The organism is Kineosporia babensis, assembly GCF_021129305.1.
Taxonomy (GTDB): Bacteria; Actinomycetota; Actinomycetes; order Actinomycetales; family Kineosporiaceae; genus Kineosporia; species Kineosporia babensis.
This window is the reverse complement of the sequence record NZ_JAJOMB010000031.1, coordinates 16,034-36,036: the sequence shown is the minus strand read 5'-3', so window position 1 is coordinate 36,036 and position 20,003 is coordinate 16,034. Positions and strand designations below refer to the sequence as shown.

Below are 20,003 nucleotides of genomic sequence, written 5' to 3'. Positions count from 1 at the left end.
GCAGGCGGCGTTTCTGGGGTAGTCGGAATGCCCGGGGGAGTCGGCGGCGTGCCTGGCGTTGGTGGCATGGCCGGAGTAAATGCTTCCCAGGGCGTTGGTGGTGCTGCTGGGCTGCCTGGCGTTGGGGGTCTTTCCGGCGCAGGAAGCGCGCCGGGAGTTGGCGGCGCTGCCGCAGTGGGTGGCTCACCAGGTACTGGCGAAATTGCGGGGGCGCGCGGATTACCTGGAGCCGGGATGAGTGGTCTACCGGGTGTTGGTGGACTGGGTGGCCCTTCGGGCGTTGGCAGCGCAGGGGTAGGTGGTGTGCTGGGTGCGGGGTCTGGCGCTGGGGGTGTTGCTGGAGCGGGCGGCGGGCCAGGGGCTGCAGCCGGAGCTGGTGTTGGGGCAGTCAGCATGCCAGGTGGTGTCTTGGGCGCCGGAGGCGTTACTGGAGCACTGGCAGGCGCCGTACCGGGGGCAAACGGCGCCGGAGTTGCCGGCACGCCTGGGTCGGTCGGCCTGGCCGGTGCAACATCCGGTGTCCTGTCAGCGGCGAGCGCGGGCGCCATGTCTGGCGTCAGTCCCGCACTGCCAGGACCGGGAGCAGCTTCCAGCACCGGCGCGCTTCTAGCCGCGGGTCCCTTGTCGACCGCCGGCACCATGCCCGGAGCTGGCGCACCCGGAATGCCCACCGCCGCAAACCTTCCGGCCAACGGTCCAGGTTCGGTAGGCGCTCAGACCGTCCAGCCCATGCCCCAACCTCCGGCGCTCTCTTCCCCGCCCCCTTTGGCCAAGCCCTCATCTCTACCCAACACGCCAAGCCCGCCCGCTGCCGTCAACGAACCCCCGAGACCACCGGCTCCTCAGGCACCCATGGCCCCCGAACGTCCCAACTTGGCCTATCAGGTGAGCCCACGACCGAACTACAGCAACCCGGTGTCCAGCCCAGGCGGAGTCTGAACGTGCCCCAACCCCGCTGTGCATGCGGAGCTTTGCTTACCCACGAGGTGGACTGGTGCCTGCGCTGCTACGCCCCCGTGAGCGAAGACGCCGAAGAGCCCGCCCCCGAGCACTTCACGTCCGCAGCCGCCGACGCCCGTAAGGCCCGCGAGCGCAGCCACATCGGTGTTGGCAAGTGGGACGCCACCGTGGTCACCTACGGCCTGGCCGGACGGCTGATCGGCACCGTCGTGGTGACCCTGCCGCTGCTGTGGTTCGTCTACTGGCTCGTTCCGTTCGGTTTCGTCGGCGTGGTCTGCTGGTTCGTGGTGTTCCCGCGCATGCTCCGCGACCTCTGGAGACGCGCCGACCGCCTGTGACGTCTCAGTCCTAGTTGCCCCACACGGCGACGCTGCGGCGCACGGGTACGGCGTCGGGGTCGGCGGCGAAGAGTTCGGGGGAGCGGCGGCGTACGCGTTCGACGTCTTCGAAGACGGCGCGCAGGTGGTGGCGCAGGGTGGTGCGGGCGGCCTCGGTGTTGCCGGAGAGCACGGCGTCGAGCACGTCGGCGTGCTGGTCGATGAAGGGCCGGGGTGAGCCGACCTCGTTCAGGCCGAGGCGGCGGGCGCGGTCGAGGTGGCCCTTGGCCGAGGCGACGGTGGACCAGGAGTTGCCGTGGCCGCTCAGGCGCAGCAGCAGGTGGTGGAACTCCTCGTCCAGGCGGAAGAAGTCCTCGCGGTCGATGCCGGGGGTCTGCTGCTGGGTGAGGTTTTCGCGCAGCAGGGCGACGAGTTCGTCGTCCGGGGTGAGCGGCACGTCGTCCAGGGCGGCGAGTTCGACGGCCTCGCGTAGGAACTGGGCGTCGGCGACCTTGGTGGCGTCGACCCGGGAGACGAAGGTGCCGACCTTGGGGAAGACCTGCACCAGGCCTTCTTCGGACAGCAGGATCATGCTCTCGCGCACCGGGGTGCGGGAGACCCCGAGCTCGGCGGCGAGGTCGTTCTCGGACAGCGCGGTGCCGGGGGCCAGTTCGAGTCCGAGGATGCGCCGTCGAAGGGAGTCGTAGACGGCCTGCCGGCTGCTGCCACCGGCTTTTCGGGGGGACATACCGGCCATCGTAATCGACCTCCTCGCCAGGACCGGGCCGCGACACCCGCCTGATGAACATGTTCTTGTATATTAGCGCTTGCATTGGAGCTGGAGCCGCCGAAGGAGATGGGTCAGTGAGCACGATCGAACGCGCGGAGGTCTTTGTCGCCTCCCCGGGCCGCAACTTCGTCACCCTGCGGATCACCACGTCCGACGGGGTGACCGGGCTGGGCGACGCGACGCTCAACGGGCGGGAACTGGCCGTCGCCAGCTACCTACGTGACCACCTCGTCCCTTTGCTGATCGGCCGCGACCCCGCCCGGATCGAGGACATCTGGCAGTTCCTGTACAAGGGGGCGTACTGGCGGCGCGGCCCGGTGACGATGACGGCGATCGCGGCCGTGGACGTAGCGCTGTGGGACATCAAGGGCAAGGTGGCCGGTCTTCCGGTGTACCAGCTCCTGGGCGGCCGCTCCCGCGACGGCGTGATGGTCTACTCCCACGCTTCCGGCACAGACGTACCCTCACTGCTCGACGACGTGGCCAAGTTCCGCGACCAGGGGTACCAGGCGATCCGCGCGCAGACCGGCGTTCCAGGCCTAGGTGGCAGCTACGGCGTGCGTAAGGGGGAGGTTTACGAGCCCGCCAACGGCAGCCTGCCCGACGAGCAGCCCTGGTCCACCGAGGCCTACCTCGACTTCGCCCCCACCTATCTGCGGGAAGTGCGCGAGAAGTTCGGCTACGGCTTCCACCTGCTGCACGACGTGCACCACCGGCTCACCCCGATCGAGGCCGCCCGCTTCGGCAAGAGCGTCGAGGACCTGCGCCTGTTCTGGATGGAGGACCCGACGCCGGCCGAGAACCAGGAGGCGTTCCGGCTGATCCGCCGGCACACCACCACGCCGATCGCGACCGGCGAGATCCTGAACTCGATCTGGGACGTCAAGGACCTGATCACCGAGCAGCTGATCGACTACGTCCGGACGACCGTGGTGCATGCGGGCGGGATCACGCACCTGCGGCGGATTTTCGATCTGGCGGCGCTGTACCAGGTGCGCACCGGATCGCACGGTGCCACCGACCTGTCGCCGATCTCGCTGGCCGCAGCCGTGCACGTGGACCTGACCGTGCCGAACTTCGGCATCCAGGAGTACATGCCGCACGTGGCCGAGACCATGCAGGTGTTCCGGACCAACGTCACGCTCAAGAACGGCATGCTGGACCTGTCCGACGAACCCGGCCTGGGCGTGGAGTACGACGAGAAGGCGGCCGAGCGCTTCCCCTACGACCCGAAGTACCTGCCGGTGGCGCGGCGTCTGGACGGGTCGGTGCACGACTGGTGAGCGAAAAACTTCTCGGCCTGGCGAGCCTGAACAGACTGGATCAGAACGCGCGCCCACTGGTCGATCCTCGTGAGCTACGGCCGCAGGTAGTGCATTTCGGGCTGGGAGCTTTTCACCGGGCTCACCAGGCCGTCTACACCGAGGCGGCTTCGGAGGCCACGGGGCAGGCGACCGGGATCGTGGCGGTCGCGCCGCGCGATGCCTCGGTGGTGCAGCGCGCTCGCGAGCAGGACTACCTGTTCTCGGTTACCACGCGCTCACCGGGCGGTTCGCAGCCGCGGGTGGTGGCGGCGCTGTCCGGCGCGTTGCACCTGAGCCATGACGCGGCTGCGCTCGACACCCTGATCCGATCGGCCGAGGTCAGCACGATCACGCTGACCGTCACGGAGAAGGGCTATCACCGTGATCCGGCCAGCGGACGGCTGAACCTCGCCGACCCGCGGATTGCCGCCGACCTGGACCTGAGCCGTAAGAACCCGGCTGATGCGGTGGTCGGCACGGTGGTGGCTCGCCTGGCGGTGTCGTTGGCGAACCGCTTGAGGACGATTGGCGCGCCGATCGATGTCGTCTCCTGTGACAATCTGGACGGCAACGGTTCGGTCCTGGCCGGCGTGGTGCGGGAATTCGTCGCCGCGGCTGGTTGGGCCGACAGCGACAAGGTGCTCGACTGGCTGGACACGTCCGTAGGTTTCCCGTCCACCGTGGTCGACCGGATCGTCCCGGCGACAAGTGCGGCGGACCTGGCCGAGGCGGCAGCCCGGCTCGGTGTGCAGGACGGCCTCGCAGTGGCGGGGGAGCCGTACAGCCAGTGGGTACTGCAGAACGCATTCCGTGCGGCCCGGCCGGCCTGGGAACACGGCGGGGCCCAGTTTGTGGACGATGTAGCGTCGTACCAGCTGACCAAGCTGAGGCTGCTCAACGGCAGTCACTCCGGCTTGGCCTACCTAGGACTCGCTGCCGGATGCCGCACCATCGCCGACGTACTGGCTACCGACTGGGGCGCGACGTTCGTGCGGGGGTACGCGGCCGAAGTTGCCGCGACCCTTCCGAACGGTGGCCCTGATCCGCTGCGGTACGCGGAGAGCCTGGTTGCCCGGTTCAGTAACAACGCCATTCATCACGAGCTACGGCAGATCGGTTCCGACGGATCGCTCAAGCTGCCCCAGCGCTGGGTGACCGTGCTGCGCGACCTACGGGAGCAAGCGTCCCCAGTTGGCCCCAACCAGACCCTTGCGCTAGCCGCGTGGGCCCACGCAACCCGGCCCGACGCGTCCTCCGGTGGTCAGCTCTTCGGTACTACGGATCCGGCCACCGCAGCGCTGGCGGGCTGCTGGCGGGGCTCGCCGAGCGGGGTCGTTGCGCGCTTGCTGAACGTCTTGGGTGCTGCTGACCTGGCCGAAGACGCCGATCTGACGCGCTCGGCCGAGGCTCTGCTGCCGGACCTCGCGGCCGGTCACGTACCGCTGCAGTAGCTGGTCGACCAGTTTCCGAACCGGGTCTTGCCCTTCGCGACAGGGCTTGTATATTTCAACTGCCACACAAGGGCCCCATGGACGGGCCCGTCGATGAGCAAGGGAGCAATCGATGAGCGCAGAGGCCTCGGCCCTGAACGACACGCCACCACCCGGGGGCGTGCCGGAGCGGTCCACCAAGGACCTGTCGAAGGCCGCGGTGTCCGGCTGGCTCGGCACCGCCATGGAGTTCATGGACTTTCAGCTGTACTCGCTGGCTGCCGCGATCGTCTTCAACGAGATCTTCTTCCCCGACGTCAGCCCGGCGATCGGCCTGCTGGCCGCGATGGCGACGTACGGCGTGGGGTACGTGGCCCGGCTGGCCGGTGCCGTCTACTTCGGGCGGATGGGCGACAAGCTCGGTCGCAAGCGGGTCCTGTTCATCACCATTGCGATGATGGGTGTTTCGACCACGCTGATCGGTGCGCTGCCGACCTACGCGCAGATCGGCCTGCTGGCCCCGGCCCTGCTGGTGGTGCTGCGGCTGGTGCAGGGCTTCGGTGCCGGCGCCGAGATCGCCGGAGCCACGGTGATGCTGGTGGAGTACGCGCCGAAACGCCGCCGGGGACTGATCTCTTCGCTGATCGCGCTGGGCACCAACTCCGGCACGCTGGTCGCCACCGGTATCTGGGCGCTGCTGCTGGCCGTGCTGAGCGAGGAGCAGCTGCACAGCTGGGGCTGGCGGATCCCGTTCCTGGCCAGCTTCGTGCTGCTGATCCTGGCGCTCTGGATCCGCCGTAACGTCAAGGAGAGCCCGGTCTTCGAGGCCCGGGACGACGTGGTCGACGGTGTGGCGCTGGACCGTGCGGAAGTGAAGGAGAGCAAGCTCGAGGCCGGGCTGAAGGCGAACAAGGGCAAGGCGTTCTTCCTGGCGCTGGGCCTGCGGATCGGTCAGGCCGGTAACTCCGGGCTGGTGCAGACCTTCCTGGTCGGTTACATCGGCACCACCCTGGGCCTGGACAAGTCGGTGGCCACGGACTCGCTGCTGATCGGCTCGGTCCTGGGCTTCGCCACGGTCCCGTTCATCGGCATGCTCAGCGACAGGTTCGGCCGCCGCCCGATGTACATGGTGATGAGCACGCTGTCGATGCTCCTGGCCTTCCCGATGCTCCTGCTGGTCACCAGCGGCAGCACCCCGGGCCTGGTGATCGGCATGATCCTGGGCTACAACGTCGCCGTGGTGGGCCTTTTCGCCCTGGAGAACGTCACCATGTCCGAGCTGCTGGGCGGCCGCAACCGGTTCACCCAGGTCGGTCTGGCCAAGGAACTCGGTGGTCTGGCCACCGTGGCGGCCGGCCCGGTGATCGCGGCCGGCCTGACCGCCGCCTTCAACAGCTGGTGGCCGATCGCCGCCATGCTCATCGTCTACTCGTTCATCGCCCTGGTCACCGCCTACCTGATGCCCGAGGTGGCCGACCGCGACCTGTCTGCCCTGGAGGACGCTGCGTGAAAGCCGCCGTGGTGCACGGTCCTGAGGACCTGAGGATCGACGAACTGCCCGACCCGGTCCCCGGCGAGGGCGAGGTGCTGATCGCCGTGGAATGGGGCGGGATCTGCGGCTCGGACACCTCCTACTTCAAGAACGGCGCATCCGGCACCGCCCAGCTGAAGCATCCGCTGGTGCTGGGGCACGAGATCGCCGGGCGCATCGCCCGTCTCGGTGCTGGAGTGAGCGGCCTTTCCGAAGGACAGGCGGTCACCGTGCACCCGGCGACGCTGGTCGGCGACGGGGAAATGCCCGAACGGCTCAAGGGCCGGACCAACCTGTACACACCTTCGCGGTACTTCGGCTCGGCGGCGTTCGACCCGCACACCGACGGCGGGTTCAGCCAGTACCGCAGTGCCCGGGCCGACCAGATCCGGGTGCTGCCCGCAGAAGTCACCACCGAACACGGCGCTCTGGCCGAGCCTTTGGGCGTGGCCTTCCATGCCGTAGGCCGGGTCGGCAGCCTGCACGGCAAGACGGTGCTGGTGAACGGCGCCGGACCGATCGGCTCGCTGGTCGTGGCGGCCGCAAAGTACTGCGGGGCAGACACGATCATCGCCTCGGACGTCAGCGACAGCGCCCTGCAGATCGCCAAGCAGATGGGTGCGGACGCGACGGTCAACGTGGCCACCGGCGGTGAGCTGCCGCAGGACGTCGAGATCGTGTTCGAGGCCTCCGGTTCGCCGCGAGCGCTGGGTTCGGTGCTGCGGGCCACGGCCCGCGGCGGCACGCTGGTGCAGGTCGGCAATCTTCCGGGCTCGGAAGTGCAGGCGGCGCTGGGCGATCTGGTGACGCGAGAGATCACCTGGATCGGCTCGTACCGGTTCGTGGACGAGATCACCGATGCGATCGAGGCGATGCGGGACGGCCTGGACGTGGGTCCGCTGATCACCCACACCTTCGAACTGGAGCAGGCCGGGCAGGCCCTGCGGGTGGCGCTCGACCCTGCGAGCGGGAGCAGCAAGGTGATGCTGCATATTGGGTGAGGGTTTCGCTCGGTCGAGGAAGACGGATGGGTGGCATGGCACTGCAGGGTGAGGGCGTTGTAACCATCGGCGAGACGATGGCGCTGCTGACGCCGCCCGCGGCCCCGCGGCTGCGGGACGGGGCACCGATGACGCTGGGCATCGGGGGCGCGGAGTCGAACGTCGCCATCGCGCTGGCCCGCCTGGGGCATCCGGTCACCTGGATCAGCCGGCTCGGGAACGACGACTTCGGGACGCTGGTCGAGCGCGAGATCCGGGCCGAGGGTGTCACCGTGCTGGCTGAGCGTGATGAGGCTGCCCCGACCGGGTTGATGGTCAAGGAGGCGCGCGGCGGTCGCACGGTCGGGGTGCGGTACTACCGGGCCGGCAGTGCGGCGTCCAAGCTGACCAGCGAACACGTCGAGGCGTACCGCGAGGTGATCGCTGGGGCCGCGGTCCTGCACCTGACCGGGATCACCCCGGCGCTGGGGGAGGGCGACGAGACCTTCACGGCGCTGAGCCACGCCATTCAGATCGCTCGGGAGAACCAGACCCTGGTCTCTTTCGACGTGAACTACCGGACCACGCTGTGGAGGGGCGGCCCGGAGCACGCCGTCGGGGCCCTGGGCCGGCTGGCTCACTTCTCGGACTTGGTGTTCGCCGGGCCCGAAGAGGCGGTGCTCGCTTCCCGCCGGGATTTCGTCGGCGAGGTGGGCGAGAGCTTCGAGGCCGGGGAGGCGCTGGCGGAGCATCTGCACTCGGGTGGGTCGACCGTCCTGAAGCTGGGTGCCACCGGTGCCCTTGGCCTGGAGCAGAGCGGCGTCCTTCATCGCAGCCCGACCACTCCGGTCCAGGTGACCGACGCGGTCGGGGCGGGGGACGCGTTCGTCGGTGGGTATCTCTCCGCTCTGCTGGACGGCGGTTCCATGCCCGAATGCCTGGCCCGGGCCAACCGTCTGGGCGGGATCGTCTGCCAGGCCATCGGTGACTGGGAGGCTCTGCCGACCCGGAGCGAACTCGAGGCTGCCGACCACGGCAGCACCGACGTCCGTCGTTGAGATCTGTTGCTGAACTGAGGAGAACCAACGCTATGAGCGCCCCGCTGCTCGCTGCTCACCCGGTCGTCCCCGTCGTCGTGATCGACGAGGCGGATCAGGCCGTCCCGCTCGGTGAGGCCCTGCTGGCCGGGGGGATCGCGGTGATGGAGGTGACCCTGCGTACCGAGGCCGGGCTGGAAGGGATCCGGCGGCTGACCGAGCTCGAGGGTATGACGGTCGGCGCGGGCTCGGTGCTGACCCCGGCTCAGGTCGACGAGGTGGTTGCGGCGGGCGCGACGTTCGTGGTCAGCCCCGGGATCAACGCCGACGTGGTGCGACGGGCGCAGGAGCTGGGCGTGCCTGCGCTGCCGGGGATCTCGAGCTCGACCGATCTGATGACGGCGGTCTCGCTGGGGCTGCGTGAGGTCAAGTTCTTCCCGGCCGGGCTGCTCGGCGGGCCGAAGATGATCAAGGCCCTGTCGGCGCCGTTCGGTGGGATCACGTTCATGCCCTCCGGTGGGGTCAGCCTGGACAACCTCGGCGAGTACCTGGCCCTGCCGTGCGTGCCGGCCGTCAGCGGGAGCTGGATGGTGGACAAGTCGCTGGTCAACGCCGGTAACTGGGCCGAGATCACCCGGCTGGCAGCCGAGGCGGTGGCTGCCGCTCGCGCGGCCGGCTGAGCCTGATTGTCTGCGGCGCGCGTCCTGGTCCGGGGCGCGCGCCGCGTCTGTTGATCGGAGGCTTCAGCGTCGGGGGTCGAGCAGGACCTTGGCGTGGTCGGTCTTGCCGGAGTCGAGTTCGTCGAGCATGGCGGCCAGTTCGCCCAGGCCGATGGTGCCGGTGTGCAGGTCGGCCACGCGCACCGAACCGTCGGCGATGGCCCGCTGGGCGCCGAGGAAGTCGTCGCGGGTATAGGCCAGCGAGCCGATCACGGTGAGCTCGCGGATCTGCCAGTCGCCGTAGCTGACCGTGGAATCGGTCATCGGGAAGCCCAGCAGCGACAGGGTGCCGCCGCGCCGGACCAGCTCGGCCGAGGGCTGCAGAAGCGCGGCCACACCGGTGCATTCGTACAGGACGTCGGCGCCCAGGCCGTTGCTCAGCTCCAGTACGCGAGCCCTGGCGGCCTCGCCCGGGGCCAGCACGTCGGTGAAGCCGAGCTTGGTCGCGGCCTCGCGGCGCCGCTCGTTGGGCTCGATCACCACCAGGTGCCCGGCACCGGCGTGGCGGGCGTGCTGGGCGGCGAGCAGGCCGATCGGGCCGGCGCCCTGCACCACCACGATCGCGCCGAGTTCCTGGTGGGTGCGACGCACCGCGTGGAAGGTGACGGCGGTGGGTTCGACCAGGGCGGCCTCGATGTCGCTGAGGCCGTCCAGCACGGGCATCACCCGGCGGGCGGAGACCACCAGGGTCTGGGCGAAGGCGCCGTGCACCGGTGAGCCCGGGGCCACGCCGTTGGCCTCGGCGAAGGCCAGGTCGCAGTGGCCCGGGTGGCCGGCCTGGCACTGGGCGCAGATCCCGCACGCCGCACCGACGCTGGCGATGACGCGGGTGCCCACCGGCAGGTCGGTCACGTCGTCGGCGGTGGCCTCGACCACGCCGGTCCACTCGTGACCGAACACGGCGGCCGGGATCTGGCCGCCGCTGGTGTAGTTGTGGGTGTCGGTGGCGCAGATGCCGCAATAAGTAATGCCGACCTGCACCATGCCCGGCGCGAGCGCGGTGGGCGCTTCCTCCTGGACGACGGTGAGGCTGGATACGCCGTTGACCTTGGCATATGAGGTAGTCACGCGCTCAACTGTAGATCTGGCGAAGGCCGGGCCGGAGCCGGGGTCCTCAGATGGGCTACAGGTGTCGGCTATGTCGCGATCGTGCCGTCAGTCGGCGGGGCGGATGATATTCAGCCCGACCGGCAGGCCGGCCCGGCGGCGCCGAAGTCCCCGGAAAAGGGTTCGCTTCCTTTTCCTGTCGGCGTGGTCGGCTTTGCTTTCGGTATTCCGGGCTGTCTGGGCCACCGGAATTGGCTGCGGAAATTCCTGCCGCACGTAAGCCATTGCCAGGTACCAGCTTTCACGGCTGGCGGCCATGGCGACGATCCGGTTTCGATCCGGGCCCTGGGTGTTTTCTCTCATGGTCTGATGGTTCCCCCCGTTCACGGAAAGATTGTGGCCCGTGAAGGTTCAAGATCGTGGGGGAATGGCGAAAAGAATCGGGTCACCTTTTCGGGGGTGTCCTCGCCACGATCAAGGTTGTCGGGGGCGGCCGCTACCTTCGTGGTGTGGATCAGGCACAGGGGATGGAACCCACCCGGGAGCGGCTCAGCCCCAGGGAGGCGCTGGGGCAGGCCTCCAACCGGGCCATCACGGCGCTGGAAGAGATGGGCGGCGGAGTCAACACCGCACTGCTGGCGCTGTTCACCAGCTTCATGGTGCTCGGTACGGCGCTGCTGTGCCTGGTCGGGATCGGGCTGCTCCTGGTCCCGGTCACCCTGCAGATGGTGCACAGCGTGGCTGCCCGCGAGCGGGCCCGGCTCGGCCGCTGGGGTACCCCGGTGCTCGGTCCGGTGCACCGGGTCACGAATCTGCGCGCGGCACTGCGGGATCCGTCCACCCGGGGTGAGCTGAAGTGGCTGCCCGTGCACGGCCTGGGCGGGCTGTTCCTCGGTTTCTGGGGGCTGATGCTGCCACTGCTGGCGGTGCGCGACCTGTCGTTCCCGCTCTGGTACCCGTTCCTGCCCGACGGCATGGGCTCGGCCTCGATCGGGGTGTGGGTGGTGGACACCTGGCCGCAGGTGTTCATCGTGTTCATGATGGGCGTGGGCTGGACGGCGATCCTGCTGGGGCTGAGCCCGGCGATGGCCAGGCTGCAGGCCCGGCCCGGCCGGCGGTTCCTGAGCCCACCGCCCGGGGTCGACCTGAGCGGCCGGATCGCGGAACTGACGTCGTCACGGGCGGCGGCGCTGGATGCGCACGCCACCGAACTGCGGCGGATCGAGCGCTCGCTGCACGACGGTACGCAGAACAAGGTCGTGGCCGTCACGATGCTGCTCGGTACCGCACGGCGGGCCCTGGCCCGGGAGAACGTGGACCGGGCCACGGTGGACCAGATCATCGCCCAGGCACAGGACGCGGCTGAGGAGGCACTGAAGGAACTGCGGGGGGTGGTGCGTAGCATCCTGCCGCCGGTGATCGAGGACCGGGGGCTGGCGGGGGCGCTGTCGGGCCTGGCCACGAACTGCGCAGTCGCCACCGTCGTGGACGTCCAGGTGCCGGGCCGCTGTCCCGCATCGGTCGAGGCCACCGCGTATTTCGTGGTGGCCGAGGCGCTGACCAACGTGGCCAAGCACTCGGGAGCGTCGGCGGCCGCTGTTAGGCTGCGCCGCCGTAACGAGCGGTTGTTGATCGAGATCGAGGACGACGGGCGCGGGGGAGCGGACGAGAGTGCCGGTTCCGGTCTGGTCGGGATGCGGCGGCGGGTGCAGGCGCACGACGGCAGCGTCTCGGTCAGCAGCCCGGTGGGTGGACCGACGATGCTGAAAGTGGAGTTGCCGTGCGGATCGTGATCGCGGAGGACGACGCGCTGCTGCGGGAGGGACTGGCGTCGCTGCTGCGGGCCGAAGGGCTGGACGTGGTCGCCACCGCGGCCGGGCCGGAGCAGTTCCTCGAGGCGGTGGACGAGCAGAAGCCCGACGTGGCCATCGTGGACGTGCGGATGCCGCCCACCCACACCGACGAAGGCATCGTGGCGGCGGTCGAGGCCCGGCGCCGGCACCCGGAGCTGTCGGTGCTGGTGCTGTCGGCCTACGTCGAGCAGTCCTTCGCCACCGACCTTCTCACCAGTGGGGCCAACCGGCTGGGGTACATGCTGAAGGAGCGCGTGGGCCGGGTCGAGGAGTTCCTGGTCGCGCTGAACCGGGTGGCCGAGGGCGGCACCGCGATCGACCCGGAGGTGGTGGCCCAGCTGATGACCCGCAACCGGCCCGACCCGGGAATGGAACGTCTCAGCCCGCGCGAGCGCGACGTGCTGGCCCTGATGGCCGAGGGGCTGGGCAACACCGCGATCGCCGAGAAACTGGTGGTGACCGAAGGGGCTGTGCACAAGCACATCCGGAGCATCTTCGCCAAGCTGGACCTGGCCCCCACCGACCACACGGACCGGCGCGTGGTCGCCGTCCTGAAATACCTGGAGGACGGCGACCGCCGCTAGTCCCAGTGATCGGGCACCGGCTCGGCCCGCTGCCAGTGCGCCTCGAAGTCGGCCGCCGAAAGCAGCGCCTGACGTGCGAGTTCCGGACTGCGCAGGTCAAAGGCCGGGTTCAGCGGCCAGTCGTCGCTGCGCTGTTGCCGGCCGTCGGGAAGAATGCCCACCTCACGGGTGCGGATGCCATCAGCATTCACTTCCGTGAGGTAGGTGATGCCGTCCTCAGCGCTGCGTAGGTACACCGTTCCCTGGCCGATCAGCTTGCCGTAGTCCGGATCCTGGCGTTCGGCCGTGCGCTGCGCCACCAGGCCTTTCCACGCCGAGTCGCCCGACGCGTCCAGGCTCACCTCGGCGACATCGTCCCAGGTCGAGACTCGTTCGACGGTCTCCGGGTCGGTGATCACCTCAACCTCGGCCACCGCTTCGAGGATGGCCTCGGCCGACGGAGCGTGAACCCACCACCACAGCCCGCCCATCCCGTAATCGTGCAACACCAAGAAACGCCCAGGAGTGCTCACGTCGGCCAAGTATGGCCTTGCCCTCATTTCGCGGTCGGCCGGGCCGCCGCCGGCCTCAAGGAACTCCTGCGTCTGCCCCTGGCCGCCGGGGTAGTTCGACCGCTGGACACTTTCTGATGGTTCACTGTGCAAATGGAAGACACGGCCGAGATCCTCCGCCTGCACAGCAGCGCGCCCACGCTGCCCCGGGCGGTTGCGGTGCTGCTGCTGGACGTGTGGGACGCGGCCGACGACCGCGCCCTCAGCTCCCGCGTGCTGGTCGAGGTGCACGAGCCCGGCCTGCCCGCCCACCCGCGCGTGGTGCTGCGCGGTAACGGCGTGGCCTTCGCGATGTTCCTGCGCCAGGACGGCGCCCGGGTGCGCTCGCTGGCGGCGCGGGCGGTGGCCCTGACCGAGCAGGCCGTGGGCGCCGATCACCCTTATGCCGCGACCCAACTCGGCCACCTGGCCATCGCCCTGGCCCGGGTGAACGAGTGGCAGCAGGCGGCCGAGCTGCTGGAGCGGGCCCTGGGCGTGACGGTGGCCGCGCTCGGCCGGGAGGACCTGCGGGTGGCCCGGCACCTGAACAACCTGGGCCTGGTGCGGCTGCGGCTGGGGGAACTCGAGGCCGGGCAGACGATGCTGGAGCGGGCCCGGGCGATCGCCGAGCAGGAGAGCTCGGCCGGGCCGGAGCTGGCGGCGGTGCTGAGCAATCTGGCCAAGGCCCGGCTGCTGAACGGCGACCCGGAAGGCGCTCGCACGGCGTTGTCCAAGGCCACCCAGCTGGTGGAGCGGCAGGACAACATCCGCCGGCCGGAATCCGCGGCCTACAGCAACAACCTGGCCGTGATGCTGGCGGCCCACCTCGGCATCCCGATCGCCGCCCGTCCGCTGGCCCGTCAGGCGCTCACCCTGGGTGAGAGCAGCGGGCACGGCGTGATCGACACCTACCTACGCAACCTGGCCTCGGTGCTGCGCAGCCTGGGCGACGAGGAAACGGCCCGGGATCTGGAATCCCGGGCCGTCCGCCTGATCTCGTAAGTCCTGCCGGACGTCAGGAATTGACGCTCCGGGCGATCGACTCGTGGTGACGGACCACCTCGGCGATGATGAAGTTCAGGAACTTCTCGGCGAAGACCGGGTCCAGGTGGGCCTCCTCGGCCAGCCGCTGCAGCCGGCGCACCTGCTCGGTCTCCCGCTGCGGGTCGGCCGGCGGCAGGCCGAACTCGGCCTTCAGGTGCCCGACCCGCTGGGTGATCTTGAATCGCTCGGCGAGCAGGAACACCAGCGTGGCATCCAGGTTGTCGATGCTCTCGCGGAGCTCGCGCAGGGTGGCCGAGACGTCCTGCTGGCCATCCGGCCGGTCGGTGCTGGTCAAACGTGGTTCCTCACAGTTCGGTGCCGGTTGTTCGCGAGTCGGGCCACGATATCCGGTATCAGACGCGACGGAACTTCAGCCCGGCTGCCAGACGTCGGTCCAACAGCTCCCGCAACGACATCGACTCACCGTCCCGCGCACCCCGCCCCACCGCCAGCGGCGGCGCCGAGGGTGCGATCTGCGCCCCACGCAGCCAGGTCGCCAGACCCCCGGGCGTGATCAGTACGTAGAACAGGCCGTCCTCCCCGATCCCCAGCGAGCCGTTGGGCTGCAGATACCACCCACTCAGACCGGTCCGGAAGGTCGCCGAGCCGTTGTACGCGCGTGCCCGCAACGGCTCCGGCGGTAGCCCCAGCTCCCGCACGTGCACCACAAAATCCGCCACCAGCGCCTTGGCCTGCAGTTCCTCCGCTGCCTCGGCTCGTTCCCGGGCCCGCTCGTGCGCCTCGAAAGCCTCTCGTCGTCGGGCCGGCCAGTCAGCGTCGTCCTGGTGTTCCATCCCCCAACGGTATGCCCCGCAACTGACCCACGATCAAGGCCTCTACGGCCGCCCAATCCGGGACGCGGACGGCATCCACTGCGACCCCCGTGCGCTGGGGCCCGAACAAATACCGATGAGGGACGACGTCGGTGATCGCCGCGTGAACGTCCGGTCGGTCGTCCACAAAGTGCGTCAGACCCAGTTGCACACAATGCCTGCGCTTGTGCTTGCGCTCGCGACAGAACCGCAGGTTCTCAGCCGGCACCCCCGTGCGGGCGTAGAAGTCATGAGCGGCCAGCCAGCGCCGGGAACGATCCTGGACGTTCGGCCCGCACTTGGAGACCAGCCACACCCGTCCGCCGAACCATTCGCTCAGCCGGGCGATCGTCTCAATGGCCCCGGGCACCTGCGGCGTTGCCAGCATGACCGCCTCGCCGCCGGAGAAGAACGCGGTGTCGCCGCCGCCCGGATGCGCCGTACCGTCGATGATCACGCGGCCGATGTCCACCCCCAGCCGAGGTTGTCGATCTTTGTTCATGGCAGCCAGCGTGGCGCGATGAGATCTAGAGCGGAACTAGCAAATGGACGTTCGCCGCTAGTTTGTGCCTATGGATGCGTTGGAGTCGGACGGGCTCAGGGCCTTTGCTGTGTTCGCCCGGCACCTGAACCTGACCGCAGCCGCGGCCGAACTGCACCTGGCCCAGCCCTCCCTGCACGCCAAGATCGGCAAGCTCGCCCGCGAACTGGGCACACCGTTGTACGAACGGGACGGACGCGGCCTGCGGCTGACCCCGGCGGGGGAGAAGCTGGCCTGGTTTGCCCAGGAGAACGTTCGGCGGGCAAAGGATTTCATCGCCGAGCTTGACGGCCGACCGACCTCACTGACCATCGCGGCCGGCCACGGAACCTTCCGCTGGGTGATCGGCGAAGGGGTGCGAGGGCTGGTGAACAGCGGCCGCGAGCTCCACGTCCGCACCGCCAACCGCGAACAGGCCATCACGGAGGTCGCAGCAGGCCGTGCCGACGTCGGGGTTTTCGGCAGTCGGCCGCCCCCGCCGCACCTGGCCAGCACCGAGATCGCCCGCTACCCCCAGGTTCTCATGCTGCCCGCCGGTCACCCACTCACCGCGCAAGCCCAATGCACGCTCAAGGACCTGGCAGGTCTGCCGCTGCTCCTGCCGCCGCCCGAACGTCCCCACCGCCAAGAACTCGCCCGCGCCCTGCTCGACGCGGGCGTCTCCATCGCGGTCGCCGCCGAGGTCGACGGCTGGGACCTGATGACCCACTTCGTTGCCCTCGGCCTGGGCGCCGCCGTGGTCAACGGCTGCGTGTCCGCTCCCGAGAACGTCGTCGCGATACCGATCCGGGACCTGCCCGACGTCCGATACTGGGCAGTGTGGCGACCCGAGCGCACCGACCTGCCCACCGACGTCCTCCATCACCTGAGTGTCCCGTGATCGAAAGCCGTTACCTCAGCTACCTTCTGCGGCATCACCCGGAAGCGATCGGTCTGCACCTGGACGCCGGTGGCTGGGTGGACGTCACCGAGCTTGTAGACGCTCTTGGCCGGCACGGTCGCGTCGGTAACCGTGAGGACCTGGAACAGTTGGTCGCCACCTCGGACAAGCAACGTTTTGAACTGCGGGACAACCGGATTCGTGCTGCCCAGGGCCACTCCCTGGACGTCGACCTAGGCCTCGAGCCCTTGGCCCCACCCGCCGTCCTCTACCACGGCACGCACCCAGGCGCCCGGCTCGGTATCACCACCCAAGGGCTCCTGCCGATGGGCCGCCGCTTCGTTCATCTGTCCGCCGACGTGACTACCGCCCGAACCGTCGGTGCCCGCCGAGGCGACCCCGTCGTCCTTCAAGTAGATGCCGCAGCCGCCCACCAGGGCGGTCACCCCTTCTACCGCGCGGCCAACGGCGTCTGGCTCACCGACCACGTACCTCCAGCACTGCTGTCCACCCTGGCACAGCGCTAGTCACGCGTCGATGCGCTCCAGTCAGGCTGCGCTTGTTCTCAAGTCGGGGGCGTTCGGCGCCGATGGGCTCTGAATCAACCGTGACGATCATGGAGGACAGCCATGGCGAAGAAGAAGGACAAGAAGAAGTCCGGCAAGAACAAGAAGTCGGGCAAGAAGAAGAAGTAGCCGCCGCGTACGAGAAGGCCCCACCACAGGTGGGGCCTTCTCGCCGTGCGCCGGTCAGGGGACGAGGATCGCCCGACCCCGGACCCGGCCGGCGTCCAGGTCGTCGATGGCGTCCTGGAAGCGGTCGAGGGGGTACTTGCTGGTGTGCAGGGTGACCTTCTGCTGGGCGGCCAGGGCCATCAGCTCGACCAGGTCGTTGTAGGAGCCGACCAGGTTGCCGACGATGTTGATCTCGGCCGAGATGATGTCGATGGTGGGCACGTCGACGTTCTCGCCGTAGCCGACCACGTGGTAGTCGCCGGCCCGGCGCAGCATGCTCAGGCCCTCACGGGTGGAGCCGCCTTCGCCGACGAAGTCGAGGACCACCTCGGCGCCCTTGCCGTCGGTCAGCTCCAGGATCTGCTCGACCTGGGTGCCGTCGGCGGTGACGCCGTGGTCGGCGCCGATGCTCAGGGCCAGTTTGGTGGCGTCCGGGTTGCGGTCGACCACGATGAGCTCGGCCGGGCTGATCGCCTTGAGCACCTGGATGCCGATGTGGCCCAGGCCGCCGGCGCCGATCACGACGCAGCGGTCACCGGCGCGCAGGCGGCGGGCGGCCTTGGCGGCGGCGTGATAGGCGGTCAGGCCGGCGTCGGCCAGGGCGGCGACGTCGGAAGGCTGCAGCGACGGGTCGATCCGGACCACACTGCGGGCCGAGGTTTTCAGGTACTCGGCGTAGCCGCCGTTGGTGTCGATGCCCGGGAACTGGGAGTTCTCGCAGTGCACGTCGTCGCCGAAGCGGCAGGCCCGGCACAGGCCACAGGTGATCAGCGGGTGAATGATCACCGGGTCGCCCTCGGCCACGCTGGTCACGGCGCTGCCGACCGCGGCCACCCAGCCGGCGTTCTCGTGCCCGATCGTGTAAGGCAGCGCCACGCCGGACTTCTCGGCCCACTGACCCTCGAGGATGTGCAGGTCGGTGCGGCACACCCCGGCGCCGCCGATCTTCACGATCACGTCGAACGGGCCGGTGACCTCCGGCTGGGCCAGTTCGGTCATCGCCAGGGGCTGGTGGTAGCCGGTGACCTGGACTGCTCTCATGATGCTTTGACCTCCAAGCTGAGGAGCGGACGGCCGTCGGTGTCGCCGTGCGCGCACGGGTTCTGGTCGGCGTCGGATCCGGGGTAACGGGTGCGTAGCAGGCCGCGGCAGAAGTGCGCGTTGCCGTCGATCGAGATGCGGGTGGAGCGGGCCCGGCGCAGCCGGAACTCGGCCTGCTCACGGGGAACTGGGGTGCCGTCCTCGTTGACCAGGACCGGTGCGTCCGGCTGCAGGGACAGGCCCAGGTCGTGGCGGCGGCGCTTGAGGGCCTCGGTGGCCGGTGAGGCCGGAAGGTCGGCCAGCGTCGCGTTCAGTTCCAGGCCAGGGCTGGCTTTCAGCGCGGCGGTCAGGGCACGTTCCATGGCTGCGGTGTGCGCCTTCTTGCGGAAGGTGAGCCGCAACTCGTCCAGGCTTTCCTCCGCCTCGGGCCCGAACGTCCCCTGGTATCCCGCATCTGCCGCCAGGCCGGCGTTGATCAGATCCGAGTCGTGGTGATCGTCCAGTTCCACCACCACCGAGCCGACTCCGGCAAGCCCGCCGAGGACGTCCTTCGTATCGCTCGCCATCAAGTACGCGAAGTTCGGTGAGCAGAAGGAAGTGGGCAGGCGCAGGTGCACCAGAAGATCGCCCTGATCCGAAGCGCTGAGCGAGCGGACGAACCCCAGATCGGTGATCGGCTCGTCGAGTTCCGGGTCCATCACCGCGTCCAGAGCGCTCCAGGCGCGCGCCTCCAACTCGTTCGGCGCAGCCATCAGGCCACCGCCACGGCGGGCTGGCGGTCGGGCCGCGGCGGCTGGGCCAGCTGCAGGTGCTCGGGCACCGGGATGTCGTACAGGGCAGCGGCGTTCAGGCCGAGGATCTTCTTCTTCTGATCCACGCTCAGCGGCGCGTACTCGTCCATGTCGGCCGGGATCTGGAAGTCCACGAAGCGCTCGACGAGCCAGCGCGGCGTCCAGATCGCGTAGTCGCTGGAGAAGTGGATGCGGTCCTCGTCCAGCCAGTAGAGGAGTTCTCCGATGATCTGGGCGAAGTAGCGCGGGCGGGTGTGGATGAACGGCATCGCCACCGCCAGGCCGGCGTGCACGTTCGGTTCCTGGGTGGCGATCCAGCAGAAGTCCTCCAGCCGGGGCAGGCCGCAGTGCTCGATCACGAAGGTCAGGTCGGTGAAGTCGGTGGCGGCCTTGTCCACGTCGGCCACGTCGAAGGCGTCCCGGTCCAGCGGGCGGATCGTCGGGCCCTTGTGAATGTGGATCTTGTCGATCCCGAGTTCCTGGCAGGCCTCCAGGTAGCGGTAGGACCACTTGTCGTCCAGCTTCCAGCCGCGGGAGTCGCCGAACCATTCCGCGGTATAGAGTTTCACGCCCTTGAGGTTGAACCGGGCGGCGTCCTCACGCAGTTGCTTGAGGCCGTCCTCGCCGAAACGCGGGTCGTAGGCGTGGTTGTAGGTGAGCTTGCCCGGGTGCTGGCGGGTGAGCTCGAAGGCCGCCTCGGTCTGGCCGAAACCGTTCTTGTAGAAGGCGCCCAGCAGGGCCGGCTGGAAGATCGCGTGATCGACGTAGCCGTCCTGGAACAGGTCCTTCATCAGCCGTTCGCCGGTGTAGCTGATGAACTCCTCGTAGGCCCAGAGCTCGGATTCCGGGCTCAGGTTGCGGTGGTAGTCGTAGAAGCAGTCGATGAACTGCTTACCGTGGATGTTGCGCTGGTTGGCCGGGGAGGCGTCCCAGAGTGCGACGTGTGCGTCGACGATGAAATAGTTTTCGCCGTCCTTGGTGTACATGCCCGTCCTCCACATCGTCGGAGAGTCTGTCCGGCTTCGTTTTTCGAAACTAGAGACGCGGTGCTCGGCTGGGCAGCCCCCTCGTGTCTCAA

Annotated in this window: 22 protein-coding genes; 12 read left to right on the top strand and 10 right to left on the bottom strand. The window is 69.0% G+C overall.

Annotation, left to right across the window (positions count from 1 at the left end):
* Positions 1-1,016 precede the first annotated feature (1,016 nt).
* Positions 1,017-1,298 (top strand): hypothetical protein, encoded by a 282-nt coding sequence (locus LR394_RS37280; protein ID WP_231449417.1) that lies wholly within the window; start codon positions 1,017-1,019, stop codon positions 1,296-1,298.
* Between the two features lie 10 nt (positions 1,299-1,308).
* Here the strand turns inward: LR394_RS37280 and LR394_RS37275 are convergent, their stop codons facing one another.
* Complete coding sequence (locus tag LR394_RS37275) at positions 1,309-2,025, bottom strand: GntR family transcriptional regulator (protein ID WP_231449416.1); 717 nt, start codon at positions 2,023-2,025, stop codon at positions 1,309-1,311.
* 116 nt (positions 2,026-2,141) lie between these two features.
* Between LR394_RS37275 and manD the strand changes: the two genes are divergently transcribed.
* The 6 genes from manD (at position 2,142) to eda (ending at position 9,029) form a co-directional block, all read left to right on the top strand.
* Positions 2,142-3,350 (top strand): D-mannonate dehydratase ManD, encoded by a 1,209-nt coding sequence (gene manD / locus LR394_RS37270; RefSeq protein ID WP_331283132.1) that lies wholly within the window; start codon positions 2,142-2,144, stop codon positions 3,348-3,350.
* A complete protein-coding gene (locus LR394_RS37265) occupies positions 3,347-4,822 on the top strand; it encodes a mannitol dehydrogenase family protein (RefSeq protein ID WP_231449415.1) in 1,476 nt (491 codons plus the stop codon). The genes manD and LR394_RS37265 overlap by 4 nt, the downstream gene beginning before the upstream one ends.
* A gap of 112 nt (positions 4,823-4,934) precedes the next feature.
* On the top strand, positions 4,935-6,311 hold the full coding sequence (locus LR394_RS37260) for an MFS transporter (RefSeq protein ID WP_231449414.1): 1,377 nt from the start codon (positions 4,935-4,937) through the stop codon (positions 6,309-6,311).
* Positions 6,308-7,333 (top strand): L-idonate 5-dehydrogenase, encoded by a 1,026-nt coding sequence (locus LR394_RS37255; protein ID WP_231449413.1) that lies wholly within the window; start codon positions 6,308-6,310, stop codon positions 7,331-7,333. The genes LR394_RS37260 and LR394_RS37255 overlap by 4 nt, the downstream gene beginning before the upstream one ends.
* A gap of 35 nt (positions 7,334-7,368) precedes the next feature.
* The gene (locus LR394_RS37250) at positions 7,369-8,370 is read left to right on the top strand and encodes a sugar kinase (RefSeq protein ID WP_231449412.1); all 1,002 of its coding nucleotides are present in this window, start codon (positions 7,369-7,371) and stop codon (positions 8,368-8,370) included.
* Positions 8,371-8,402: 32 nt separating this feature from the next.
* The gene (gene eda, locus LR394_RS37245) at positions 8,403-9,029 is read left to right on the top strand and encodes a bifunctional 4-hydroxy-2-oxoglutarate aldolase/2-dehydro-3-deoxy-phosphogluconate aldolase (protein WP_231449411.1); all 627 of its coding nucleotides are present in this window, start codon (positions 8,403-8,405) and stop codon (positions 9,027-9,029) included.
* A gap of 63 nt (positions 9,030-9,092) precedes the next feature.
* Here eda and LR394_RS37240 read toward each other — a convergent pair whose 3' ends face one another.
* Together LR394_RS37240 and LR394_RS37235 are read right to left on the bottom strand one after the other, a co-directional pair.
* Positions 9,093-10,136, bottom strand: coding sequence for a zinc-dependent alcohol dehydrogenase (locus LR394_RS37240; RefSeq protein WP_231449410.1), 1,044 nt, complete (start codon positions 10,134-10,136; stop codon positions 9,093-9,095).
* Positions 10,137-10,223: 87 nt separating this feature from the next.
* Positions 10,224-10,478, bottom strand: coding sequence for a hypothetical protein (locus tag LR394_RS37235; protein ID WP_231449409.1), 255 nt, complete (start codon positions 10,476-10,478; stop codon positions 10,224-10,226).
* A gap of 146 nt (positions 10,479-10,624) precedes the next feature.
* Between LR394_RS37235 and LR394_RS37230 the strand changes: the two genes are divergently transcribed.
* Positions 10,625-11,908, top strand: coding sequence for a sensor histidine kinase (locus LR394_RS37230; RefSeq protein ID WP_231449408.1), 1,284 nt, complete (start codon positions 10,625-10,627; stop codon positions 11,906-11,908).
* On the top strand, positions 11,896-12,552 hold the full coding sequence (locus tag LR394_RS37225) for a response regulator transcription factor (RefSeq protein WP_231449407.1): 657 nt from the start codon (positions 11,896-11,898) through the stop codon (positions 12,550-12,552). The genes LR394_RS37230 and LR394_RS37225 overlap by 13 nt, the downstream gene beginning before the upstream one ends.
* On the opposite strand, the gene LR394_RS37220 is transcribed toward LR394_RS37225, so the two are convergent.
* Complete coding sequence (locus tag LR394_RS37220) at positions 12,549-13,064, bottom strand: hypothetical protein (RefSeq protein ID WP_231449406.1); 516 nt, start codon at positions 13,062-13,064, stop codon at positions 12,549-12,551. The two genes, LR394_RS37225 and LR394_RS37220, sit on opposite strands and share 4 nt — an antisense overlap.
* A gap of 132 nt (positions 13,065-13,196) precedes the next feature.
* Between LR394_RS37220 and LR394_RS37215 the strand changes: the two genes are divergently transcribed.
* On the top strand, positions 13,197-14,084 hold the full coding sequence (locus LR394_RS37215; protein ID WP_231449405.1) for a tetratricopeptide repeat protein: 888 nt from the start codon (positions 13,197-13,199) through the stop codon (positions 14,082-14,084).
* Between the two features lie 13 nt (positions 14,085-14,097).
* Here LR394_RS37215 and LR394_RS37210 read toward each other — a convergent pair whose 3' ends face one another.
* Genes LR394_RS37210 through LR394_RS37200 form a run of 3 tightly spaced genes read right to left on the bottom strand, consistent with a single transcriptional unit; the run spans position 14,098 to position 15,410 of the window.
* The gene (locus LR394_RS37210) at positions 14,098-14,421 is read right to left on the bottom strand and encodes a chorismate mutase (protein WP_231449404.1); all 324 of its coding nucleotides are present in this window, start codon (positions 14,419-14,421) and stop codon (positions 14,098-14,100) included.
* A 58-nt stretch (positions 14,422-14,479) separates the two neighbouring features.
* Positions 14,480-14,920, bottom strand: coding sequence for a hypothetical protein (locus tag LR394_RS37205; RefSeq protein WP_231449403.1), 441 nt, complete (start codon positions 14,918-14,920; stop codon positions 14,480-14,482).
* Complete coding sequence (locus tag LR394_RS37200) at positions 14,898-15,410, bottom strand: hypothetical protein (RefSeq protein WP_231449402.1); 513 nt, start codon at positions 15,408-15,410, stop codon at positions 14,898-14,900. Before LR394_RS37200 ends, LR394_RS37205 begins: the two co-directional genes overlap by 23 nt.
* A 100-nt stretch (positions 15,411-15,510) precedes the next feature.
* Between LR394_RS37200 and LR394_RS37195 the strand changes: the two genes are divergently transcribed.
* Together LR394_RS37195 and LR394_RS37190 are read left to right on the top strand one after the other, a co-directional pair.
* Complete coding sequence (locus LR394_RS37195) at positions 15,511-16,359, top strand: LysR family transcriptional regulator (protein ID WP_231449401.1); 849 nt, start codon at positions 15,511-15,513, stop codon at positions 16,357-16,359.
* Entirely contained in the window at positions 16,356-16,886 is a 531-nt protein-coding gene (locus LR394_RS37190) for an RNA 2'-phosphotransferase (protein WP_231449400.1), read from the top strand. The genes LR394_RS37195 and LR394_RS37190 overlap by 4 nt, the downstream gene beginning before the upstream one ends.
* 222 nt (positions 16,887-17,108) lie before the next feature.
* On the opposite strand, the gene LR394_RS37185 is transcribed toward LR394_RS37190, so the two are convergent.
* The 3 genes from LR394_RS37185 to LR394_RS37175 are packed head-to-tail and all read right to left on the bottom strand — an operon-like array spanning position 17,109 to position 19,911.
* On the bottom strand, positions 17,109-18,134 hold the full coding sequence (locus LR394_RS37185; protein ID WP_231449399.1) for an NAD(P)-dependent alcohol dehydrogenase: 1,026 nt from the start codon (positions 18,132-18,134) through the stop codon (positions 17,109-17,111).
* Positions 18,131-18,886 (bottom strand): metal-sulfur cluster assembly factor, encoded by a 756-nt coding sequence (locus LR394_RS37180; RefSeq protein ID WP_231449398.1) that lies wholly within the window; start codon positions 18,884-18,886, stop codon positions 18,131-18,133. Before LR394_RS37180 ends, LR394_RS37185 begins: the two co-directional genes overlap by 4 nt.
* Entirely contained in the window at positions 18,886-19,911 is a 1,026-nt protein-coding gene (locus tag LR394_RS37175; RefSeq protein WP_231449397.1) for an amidohydrolase family protein, read from the bottom strand. The genes LR394_RS37180 and LR394_RS37175 overlap by 1 nt, the downstream gene beginning before the upstream one ends.
* Between the last annotated feature and the right edge of the window lie 92 nt (positions 19,912-20,003).